At 62.7% G+C, this 9,122-nt stretch carries 8 protein-coding genes, 1 tRNA gene and 2 pseudogenes; 4 read left to right on the forward strand and 7 right to left on the reverse strand.

Going from position 1 to position 9,122, the window contains the following annotated elements; genetic code table 11:
• Positions 1-230 precede the first annotated feature (230 nt).
• Complete coding sequence (locus FJ039_02080; protein ID MBM4404960.1) at positions 231-899, forward strand: HAD family hydrolase; 669 nt, start codon at positions 231-233, stop codon at positions 897-899.
• Here the strand turns inward: FJ039_02080 and FJ039_02085 are convergent.
• Positions 896-2,209: a CoA transferase gene (locus tag FJ039_02085; GenBank protein MBM4404961.1), complete on the reverse strand. Its 1,314-nt coding sequence runs from the start codon at positions 2,207-2,209 to the stop codon at positions 896-898. The genes FJ039_02080 and FJ039_02085 overlap by 4 nt on opposite strands.
• Here FJ039_02085 and FJ039_02090 point away from each other — a divergent pair.
• Positions 2,055-3,347 (forward strand): amidohydrolase, encoded by a 1,293-nt coding sequence (locus tag FJ039_02090; GenBank protein ID MBM4404962.1) that lies wholly within the window; start codon positions 2,055-2,057, stop codon positions 3,345-3,347. The genes FJ039_02085 and FJ039_02090 overlap by 155 nt on opposite strands.
• Here FJ039_02090 and FJ039_02095 read toward each other — a convergent pair.
• Genes FJ039_02095 through FJ039_02105 form a run of 3 tightly spaced genes read right to left on the reverse strand, consistent with a single transcriptional unit; the run spans position 3,337 to position 6,286 of the window.
• Complete coding sequence (locus tag FJ039_02095; GenBank protein MBM4404963.1) at positions 3,337-4,488, reverse strand: epoxide hydrolase; 1,152 nt, start codon at positions 4,486-4,488, stop codon at positions 3,337-3,339. The two genes, FJ039_02090 and FJ039_02095, sit on opposite strands and share 11 nt — an antisense overlap.
• Positions 4,488-5,030: a peptide-methionine (S)-S-oxide reductase MsrA gene (gene msrA, locus FJ039_02100; GenBank protein ID MBM4404964.1), complete on the reverse strand. Its 543-nt coding sequence runs from the start codon at positions 5,028-5,030 to the stop codon at positions 4,488-4,490. Before msrA ends, FJ039_02095 begins: the two co-directional genes overlap by 1 nt.
• A gap of 56 nt (positions 5,031-5,086) precedes the next feature.
• Complete coding sequence (locus FJ039_02105; GenBank protein MBM4404965.1) at positions 5,087-6,286, reverse strand: CoA transferase; 1,200 nt, start codon at positions 6,284-6,286, stop codon at positions 5,087-5,089.
• Positions 6,287-6,397: 111 nt separating this feature from the next.
• On the opposite strand from FJ039_02105, the gene FJ039_02110 reads away from it, so the two are divergent.
• Positions 6,398-6,473 (forward strand) — tRNA-Ala (locus FJ039_02110).
• A 491-nt stretch (positions 6,474-6,964) separates the two neighbouring features.
• Here the strand turns inward: FJ039_02110 and FJ039_02115 are convergent.
• The 3 genes and pseudogenes from FJ039_02115 to FJ039_02125 all read right to left on the reverse strand — a co-directional run bounded on the left by FJ039_02115 (position 6,965) and on the right by FJ039_02125 (position 8,922).
• A pseudogene (locus FJ039_02115) lies at positions 6,965-7,219 on the reverse strand (recombinase family protein).
• A gap of 327 nt (positions 7,220-7,546) precedes the next feature.
• A pseudogene (locus FJ039_02120) lies at positions 7,547-8,026 on the reverse strand (recombinase family protein).
• Complete coding sequence (locus FJ039_02125; GenBank protein MBM4404966.1) at positions 8,026-8,922, reverse strand: hypothetical protein; 897 nt, start codon at positions 8,920-8,922, stop codon at positions 8,026-8,028. Before FJ039_02125 ends, FJ039_02120 begins: the two are co-directional and overlap by 1 nt.
• On the opposite strand from FJ039_02125, the gene FJ039_02130 reads away from it, so the two are divergent.
• A partial coding sequence (locus tag FJ039_02130; GenBank protein MBM4404967.1) for a transposase occupies positions 8,921-9,122 on the forward strand: 202 nt, incomplete at its 3' end. The two genes, FJ039_02125 and FJ039_02130, sit on opposite strands and share 2 nt — an antisense overlap.

Below are 9,122 nucleotides of genomic sequence, written 5' to 3' on the forward strand. Positions count from 1 at the left end.
GAGCGCCCGGCGTGTCCTGTGCCGTCTGCATCGCAAGTATCGTCATGGCGAAGGCTTACACAGTGATGATAAGGCATACATTTGATGTGATGTCAATAGGGCGATGGCAGAGGAGGAAAGAGAGGAACGTAGGAATGCAGGAACGAGGAGCGGAGGGATGGGGAAGAGAGGAAAGGGAGAGAAGATAGAGGAATGACGGGCGAGGGGCGCAGAGGCGTACAATCGAGGGGATGCGCACCGCGATCCTGTTCGATTGGGACGATACGCTGGCGGACACCTTTCTCGCCAGGGAGAGGGCCGTTCAGGCCACCTTCGACGCCGTGGGGATCACGGATATCACGGGGCACGACTTTCTGCTGACGACGATCGGCTTTCAGCTGCAGGTGGAGCTGCAGCGCTTCAAGGAGCGTCGCGGCATCACGGAGGACTTGCCCACCATCCAGCGGCGCTTCTACTGGCGCGACTACGCGGGCCTAGTGACGGCCTATCCCGGGGTCACGGAGATGCTGCGGGAGCTGAAGGGGCGGGGCCACAAGCTGGGCGTTGTGACGCACAAGATACGAGAGCGGATGCTGGACGGGATGCGCACGGGACTTGTCTGCGAAGTGGAGAGCCTGGGCTGGGGCGGCCTCTTCGACGTGCTGATCGGGATGGAAGACGCGCCTCGATTGAAACCCTATCCCGACGGCATCCTGAGCGCCCTGGCGCGCCTGCGCCTGACACCGGAGGAGGCCGTCTACGTGGGGGACAGCGCTAGCGATTTGCAAGCTGCTCTCGCGGCGAAGTGCGGCTTCATCCTCGCCACCTGGGGGGCGCACAAGCCGGTGGCAATCGCCCCTGGGGAGAGGCCCATCACCATCGCTGCTGCGCCGAAGGACGTTCTCGCTACGCCGGCCTAGACGGCGTTGGCCTTCTTGAGCGCGGCGACCTTGCGGTCGCTGTATCGCAGGAGACCCTTTAGGAGTTCATCGGTGTGCAGGCCCACGGTGGGCGTTGTGCCGATGACCATGGGCGTGCGGCTCAGGTGGATGGACTTGCCGGTGACGTGGATCTTCCCCGCCACCGGGTCCGGCACTTCCACCATGATTTCCCTCGCGGCGATGTGGGGGTCTTTGGCGGCCTGGGGGAGGGTGTTGACGGGCGCGGCGGGAAGGTCGAGGCGGGTGCAATCGGCGACGGCCTCCGCGACGGTGCGGGCCTGGCAATAGGCGTTGAGGGCGGCGATGATTTCCGGGTTGCGCACTCTGCGATCGGCGCTGGTCTTCATCCCCGGGTCGGTGATCCACTCGGGGCGGTTGAGGAGCTTGCAGACGCGGGGCCAGATTTTGTTGCCTGGGGAGATGATGTAGACCCAGCCGTCCTTGCACTGGAAGGTGTTGGAGGGCTGGGGCAGGCCTTCGCCGTTGCCAGCGCGCTTGGGCTCGATGCCGGCGCCGAGATAGGCGGCGATCTGGATCTCCATGAGGGTGAAGCCGGCATCGGCGAGGGAGACGTCTATGGCCTGGCCTTCCCCTGAGCGATCGCGCTCGCGGAGGGCGGCCAGGGCGCCGATGGTGGCGTGGAGGGCGGTGACGCGGTCCACGATGGTGGCGAAGGAGCGGGTGGGCGGCGTGCCTTCGAAGCCGGTGAGGGACATGAGGCCGCAGATGGCCTGGCCGATGGGGTCGAAGCCGACGCGATCGCGGTAGGGGCCGAACTGCCCATAGGCGGAGACGTTCACCATCACGATGCGCTTGTTGATGTTCCGCAGGGCCTGGTAGCCGAAGCCCATCTTGTCCATGACGCCTGGGCGGAAGTTCTGGATGAGAACGTCCGAGACTTTCACGAGGTCGCGGAGGACGCCCTTGCCGGCGGCCGACCGCAGGTTGAGGGTGAGGCTCTTCTTGCCGGAGTTGTACTGGGGCCAATAGGCGCTCTGTCCCCGGACGAATGGAGCCATATCGCGGGATTCATCGCCCGCGGGCTCTTCGATCTTGATGACGTCCGCCCCGAGGCGGGCGAAGAGGAGGCCGCAGCGCGGGCCTGCCTGGTAGCGGCCGAGATCGAGGACGCGGATGCCGGAGAGGGATCCCTTCGCTTTTCGCATGGCGCACATTGTATGTGGAACGGGCGCGGGAGCGTCGTTGCGCCGTGGCTCATTACGCCCGGACGCGCGAACGGATACGACGTCTGGTGCTACAATCGGGGCACTGTATCTCCTGAGGTGCATCGTGAACTACAAGGTGATTTCGACCGACGACCATCTGCAAGAGGCGCCGCATGTGTGGACGGCGCGCATGTCCAAGGCCAAGTGGGGCGAGAATATCCCCCAGATCAAGCGGGACCCGGACAACACGGAGCACTGGTACATCCACGGCCAGAAGATCCGCGGGGGCGGCGTGGCGAACGTGCGGGGCATCATGCCGGTGGGCAAGCCGCCCGTCCGGTGGGAAGATGTGCCGCAGAAGGCCTATGTTCCGAAAGAGCGCGTGAAGGCGATGGACGAGGACGGGGTGGACGTCCACACCTTCTTCGGCAACATCGCCGGGGTGGCGGGCGCGACGCTGAGCAACCCGGAATTCTCGGAGGAGTTCCGCCTGGACGGCATCCGGGCGTACAACGACTTCCAGATCGAGGAGTGGGCGACGCCGTATCCCGGCCGCTTCATCACCCTGGCCAACCTGCCGATGTGGGATGTGAAGCTCGCCGTGGCCGAGGCGCAACGGACGGCCAAGCGAGGCATCAAGGGCATCTCCTTCGCCTTCCCTGAGCAATGGGGTTATCCATCGGTGGCCGACCCTTACTGGGACCCGCTGTGGGCCGCCGCCCAGGAGGCGAACCTCTCCATCAACTTCCACATCGGCTCGGGCGCGAGCATGGGGATGAACAGCAAGACGGCGCCCATCACGACGCAATCGCCGCTGATTCACGTGGCCGTCATCTCGACGCGCTCGATCACCGCGAACGTGGAGGTGATGATCACGATCCTCTTCTCCGGCATCCTGGAGAAGTTCCCGAAGCTGAAGTTCGTCTCTTCGGAGAGCGGCATCGGCTGGGTGCCGTACCTGATGGAGGTGGCGGACCACCAGTGGGAGGCCCAGGCGCTGGGGCCGAAGGGCGCGATGCGGCTGAAGCCGAGCGAGTATTTCAAGCGGCAGTGCTACGTGAACTTCTGGTTCGAAGAGCTGGGCCCGAAGCTGCGCCACACCATCGGCATCAACAACATCATGTGGGAGTCCGACTTCCCCCACGGGACGGGGACGTACCCGAAATCGCGCGAGTACATCGAGAAGTGCATGCACGATTGGACGGCAGAGGAGCGGCAGAAGGTGCTGGTGGACAACGCGCGGAAGGTCTTCAACCTCTAAGGGGCCTGAAGAATCCGCGCACGTCCTGGACGAGGAGCTCCGGCTGCTCAATGGCGGCGAAGTGCCCGCCGCGAGGCATCTCCGTCCAGCGGGTGATGTTGTAGCCGCGCTCGGCGATGCTCCTGGGGGGCTTGATGATTTCCTTGGGGAAGACGGCGACGCCCGTGGGGACTTCCACGCGCTGTCCCGGCGGGACGATAGGCCCGCCGTGGGTATTTTCGTAGTAGAAGCGCACGGAGGAGTTGATAGTTTCCGTGACCCAGTAGATGGTGATGTTGGTGAGGAGCTCATCCTTGGTATAGATGCTCTCCACATCGCCGTTGCAATCGCTCCAGCGCCGGAACTTTTCGACGATCCAGGCCGCGAGGCCGGCAGGGGAGTCGTTGAGCCCGTAGGCGAGGGTCTGGGGCTTTGTTCCCTGGATCTGGGAGTAGGCGGCCTCTTCGGCGCGCCACTTCTCGTAGTCTTTGCGCCAGGCTTCTTCCTCCGGCGAAGGCGTTCCGGTGAAGGCGGCGGCGGCGCGCCCGAGGACCATGTTCAGGTGTATGCCGACGACGTGCTGAGGGTCGCTCAGGCCCAGGCGGGTGGTGACGCCCGCGCCCCAATCGCCGCCCTGGGCGCCATAGCGCGTGTAGCCCAGGCGCTCCCTCATGAGCTTGGCGAAGAGCTCGCCGACGCGCGCGAGGTGCATGCCGCGCTCCGCGGGCCTGTTCGAGAAGCCGTAGCCGGGGAGGGACGGCACGACGACGGTGAAGGCGTCGCTGGGATCGCCGCCGTGGGCGGCGGGATCGGTGAGGAGCGGGATGGCTTTGTAGAACTCGAAGAAGGAGCCGGGCCAGCCGTGGGTGAGGATAAGGGGAAGGGGCTTGGGCCCCTTGCCGCGGAGGTGGACGAAGTGGATGCCGAGGCCGTCCACCTCCTCCTTGAATTGGGGGAGGGAGTTGAGGAGGGCCTGCTGTTTCTTCCAATCGAAGGTCGTGCGCCAGTAGTCGCAGAGCTCCTTGATATAGGCGAGGTTGGCGCCGTAGTCCCAGCCTGCGCCGTGAAGCTCATCGGGCCAGCGCGTCTTGGCGAGGCGGCGCTTGAGGTCCGTGATGACGGGCCCCGGGACGCGGATCTTGAAGCGCTTGAGCTTGGCCATCACTTTTTCAGCTTGTCTAGGAAGGCCTTGCGGAACTTGGCGACCTTGGGCTGGATGATGAAGGCGCAGTAGGTCTGCGCTGGATTATTGCGGTAGTACTGGTTGTGGTAGTCCTCGGCCGGATAGAACTCCTTGAACTTTTCCACCTGGGTCACGATGGGGTTGCCCCAGACCTTCCGCTTGGTGAAATCGGCGACGACCTGCTCCGCCACCTTCTTCTGCTCGTCGCTGTGGCAGAAGACGGCCGAGCGGTAGCGCGTCCCGACGTCCGGTCCCTGGCGGTTCAGCGTGGTCGGGTCGTGGATCGTGAAGAAGACCTCGAGGATCTCCTTGTAGGAGATGACGGTTGGATCATAGGTCAGCTGGACGACTTCGGCGTGGCCGGTCGTCTCGTCGCAGACTTCGAAGTAGGTCGGATCCTTGGTGTGCCCGCCGGAGTAGCCCGATTGCACCTTTTCGACTCCCCGCAACTGCTCGTAGACCGCCTCCAAACACCAGAAACAGCCCCCTGCTAGGGTTGCCAACTCACGTTTTGTGGACATCGCTTGCGATTCGACCGTTCTTTCTAGGATGGAGTCATTGCGCCTTGGATGCGCTGTCAAAGGATCGCGTTCTTCTCCCGCATCGCCTTGATCTGCGCCTCGCTGTAGCCGAGGGACTTCAAGACGGCGTCTGTGTCTTCTCCTTTGATGCCGGCGAACTTGCGAAAGGTTCCCGGCGTTTCCGAGAGCTTAACCGGGAAGCCGACCTGCTTGGCCTTGCCCGCCTGGGGGTGCGTGACCTCCAGGACCATATTGCGGTGCCGGACATGGGGATCGGTGAAGACCTCGGCGAAGTCGAAGATCTTTGTGACGCAGGTATCGGCCCGGCTCATAAGGTCGTGCCACTCATCGGCCGTCTTGGTCAAGAAGGCGGCCTTGAGCGCCGCTTCGATCTCCTGATGTTTGGCCGCATCCTGCTGGTGCGCCACGAGGTCCGGCCTGCCGATGATCTTACCGACGGCATCGAAGAACCAGGGCTCGTTGGCGCCGATGGCGATCCAGCGCCCGTCCTTGCACCGGTAGACGTTGTAGTGGGGAACGCCCCCGGTGAGCCGGTCTTTCCCCGGCTTGGGCTGGAGGCCGTTCATGAAGAACTCCTGGGTGGACTGGACCAGGAGGCCGATGACGCCGTCCGTCATGGAGATATCCACCATTTGGCCTTTGCCGGTGCGCCCGCGGGCGATGATGGCGGTGAGGATGCCGATGACGGCGTTCTGGGCGCCGGCGGAGAAATCGGCGAGGATGTTGCTGGGGAAGGCGGGCGCGCCATCGCGCGAGCCGAAGATGCTGAGGGCGCCGCCGTGGGAGAGGTAGTTGATATCGTGCCCGGCGCGGAGGGCGTAGGGGCCATCCTGGCCGAAGCCGGTGACGGCGCAGTAGATGACGCGCGGGTTGAGGGCGCGGCAGGTCTCATAGTCCACGCCGAGGCGCTTGGCGACGCCGGGGCGGGAGCCGTCCAGGACGACATCGGCGTCCCTGACGAGCTTGTAGAAGACCTCGCGGGCGTCGGCGTCCTTCAGGTTGAGGGCGATCTTGCGCTTGTTGCGCTCGAGGGCGTTATAGGCGGCGCTGCGGGCGTCGTTCATGGTGCGGTAGGCCAGGGGCGTCTCGGTGAACTCGGAGCGCCTGCCCGTGACGCCGGGCTCCTCGATGCGAATCACGTCGGCGCCCATGTCCGCCAGGTACATGGAGACGGCGAAGCCGGGCGCGTAGCGGGATAGGTCAACGACTTTGATGCCTTCCAGGGCCATGGTCATAGGGGCGCTCCAGAAAAATCAACGGGGGATACTGTAGCACAGGGCGAGGCGGCGTTGCCTTGCGGGTAAGACGTGGCCTCTGGTATAGTTCTCCTGTTGTCTTTTCCCCGTGGGCCAGTGGCGCAGTTGGTAGCGCGCTTCAATGGCATTGAAGAGGTCAGGAGTTCGAATCTCCTCTGGTCCACCACTCTGTACCAAAGGAAGAACTTCCCCGTTGCTTAGTGTGGTCTTCTCTGCTTTGATCGGCAGCGTGTACTCGATCGTTACCTGATTGCCTTCTTTGGTGACGGTTTGAATAAACGACTTGAGCAGCATTCGCCGTTCTATAATCGTGCCCTCCTCCAGCAACAACCCGAAGTCCTTGAGGTACTCCAGCACCTGTTTTCGGTCGACGAGCGTCACGTGAGCCTCTTCGGTAGCCTCCAGCACTTCGGAGCGTGCACGCTGTACGATTTCCTGTCGTTTTCGGAGTTCACGGATTCGAGGGGCTAAATCCTCCAGCGTGAGTTTTCCGGTCTCGAGGGTGTCATAGAGGCGTGCCAGCCGGCCCTCGATATCGCTTGTTTGCGCATCGATCGCCGTAAGGCGCTCCTTGAGTTGGGTTACAGACGTTGACAATTCCTCGTTGGTGCGTCTTACCAGTTCGGTGACATGAGCCTCCCGAAGGATGAGATCGCTTACTTTTTTGAGAACCTGGGCCTCAATCACCTCCTTCGGAACTGCCTTCTCTGGGCATGCCTGGCGGCCGATACGATTTGCAGTGGCACAGACGTAGTACCGAAATTGCCCGGACTTGGCGGTCACGCAGGTCATCGCGGCATGGCAGGTGCCGCACTGGAGCAGCCCGGTGAGCAGGTTGGGGCTGCTGACCTGCCGTGGCGGCACTATTTTTGGCGAGCGGGCCTTGAGTCCTGCTTGGACGGCGTCGAACATCGCCTTGTCGACGAGTGCGGGAATAGCATCGGCCACCCGGATGGGGTTTTGGGATGCCGCCTCCCAGACCAGCACCCCACTATAGACTTGGCTTGTGAGCATCGCATGCACCGCGCCCTTCCCCCAGCGTTTTCCTTTGGGAGAGGCGATGCCATCGGCGTTTAGCTGCTTGGCGATGTCCTTCACGCCGGTGCTAGAGGCGGCGAGGCGGAACATCCGCTGCACGATGGGCGCTGCCGCAGGCTCAATCTCTAGCTTGACCCGCTGCCGGCCGCTATCGTGGACCTTGATGCGCCGGTAGCCGAAGGGCGTGGTTGCCGATACCCAGTAGCCTCGCGACGCCGCCTCGCGCATGCCCCGCAGCACATCTTGGGCCAAGTTGGCCGAATAGAATTCGTCGATGACTTCGATCATGCCTTCCAGCATCCGGCCCGTGGGGCTGTCTTCCACCGGCTCATTGATGGAGATCACCTGGATACCATGCTTGCGCAGGAGCGACTTGTAGAGGATGGAATCCTCTCGGTTGCGAGCGAATCGGGAGAGTTTCCAGACCAGAATGGCTTGGAAAGGGGCTGGCTTTCGTCGCCCGAGGGCAACCATCTCCTGGAACTTCGGCCGGTCGGCGCTCTTTGCGCTTTCCGCCTCGTCCACGAACTCCCGCACCACGGTGTACCCATGACGGGCAGCATACTCCCGGAGCGCCTTGAGCTGTGCCGAGATGGACAAATCCACGTCTTGTCGTTCAGAGCTCACCCTGGCATAGAGAACAACCTGCATCTGTCGCGCGCCCTCATTGGGTTTCACCATTAAATTTCAACCTTCCTGCACACCGAACAGACACCCGGCAGATAGGGTAATAGCCGGAAATAGGCCACATGACGTCGCATTTGGGATATCGCCTCCAGAAGTCGCTGGTGGATCTCCTTACACTTCGTCGCTCCGGGTGATGTCACGGCTTGCTGAATCGTCTCGATCACCGCCCGTTCAATCTTCTCTCTCCCGCGCGGCAAGCGAGCCACGGTCGTGGCAAACATCTGAATGTCGCCACCGGGCGTCTGAAACGCCCGAGGATGCTCGTCGAATGGCCGGGCCAATAGCGCATGTGCCAGAGTATATTCGAATACTTTCCCCACGCCTTCGTCGGTCAGCAGGCGGCCGCTCTTCCGGTAGTCTGCAACGGGCAAGCCAGTCGTTTGGGTCAGCCGGTTCAGCACGAGGAGAAACAAGGTGCGACAGGCCAGCAGGGCCAACCCAAAAGCCGCCTCGACGTTTGCCACCGCCTCCCACAGAGCGTCCTTCGGAACGTGTTGCTGTAAGAGCTCCCACTCAAGGAGGTCTTTGGCCTGGACGCGGACCTCGAACTTCTCTTGATCTGTGTGCTTCACACGTGTTCCGCAGAGGTGTCGCTCAACAGAATCGCTCGAGATAGTCCACCCCCTTAGGTCGCTGGCTGAAGGCTCTTGGACCAAGTCCAGTACACGCAAGACTTCATGGAGCAGCTTGTCCCAGTGAGCGCCTAAGCGTTCCTTAAAGAGATCCCGGCGGATCGCAAGCGCTTCCGCCGAGTTAATGTCTTGCTCGAGGTGCTTACGGATCGTGCGCGCTTGCCACTTGGTCTTTCTGGCAATCTCGGGGTAGCCCTTCCCTTGGGCCCGAAGATCGCGCCACCGTTGAAGGTCTAATTTCGTTGGCAGTTTCGGCATATGCCTGTGTATCCGCTTGACAAGAGATCGCAACAATTCCAGACGCGCCTCTGAAGAAACTGGGAGATCTCCAGAGGTGCGCCTGGCCAGGGGAGAGACCGTGGCCCAGGTGTGCAAGGTCCTTGGGGTAACCGACCAGACCTTCTATCGGTGGCGACGGGAGTACGGCGGCCTGCGCATCGATCAAGCGAAGCGGCTCA

This window comes from Chloroflexota bacterium, assembly GCA_016875535.1.
Classification (GTDB): domain Bacteria; phylum Chloroflexota; class Dehalococcoidia; order SHYB01; family SHYB01; genus VGPF01.

What these genes read in the sequence shown, in the direction of transcription:
- FJ039_02080 (MBM4404960.1), top strand. Translation starts at nt 231, where the DNA reads ATGCGCACCGCGATCCTGTTCGATTGGGACGATACGCTGGCGGACACC.
- FJ039_02090 (MBM4404962.1), top strand. Translation starts at nt 2,055, where the DNA reads ATGCCGGAGAGGGATCCCTTCGCTTTTCGCATGGCGCACATTGTATGT.
- FJ039_02085 (MBM4404961.1), bottom strand. Translation starts at nt 2,209, where the DNA reads ATGCACCTCAGGAGATACAGTGCCCCGATTGTAGCACCAGACGTCGTA.
- FJ039_02095 (MBM4404963.1), bottom strand. Translation starts at nt 4,488, where the DNA reads ATGGCCAAGCTCAAGCGCTTCAAGATCCGCGTCCCGGGGCCCGTCATC.
- msrA (MBM4404964.1), bottom strand. Translation starts at nt 5,030, where the DNA reads ATGTCCACAAAACGTGAGTTGGCAACCCTAGCAGGGGGCTGTTTCTGG.
- FJ039_02105 (MBM4404965.1), bottom strand. Translation starts at nt 6,286, where the DNA reads ATGACCATGGCCCTGGAAGGCATCAAAGTCGTTGACCTATCCCGCTAC.
- FJ039_02125 (MBM4404966.1), bottom strand. Translation starts at nt 8,922, where the DNA reads ATGCCGAAACTGCCAACGAAATTAGACCTTCAACGGTGGCGCGATCTT.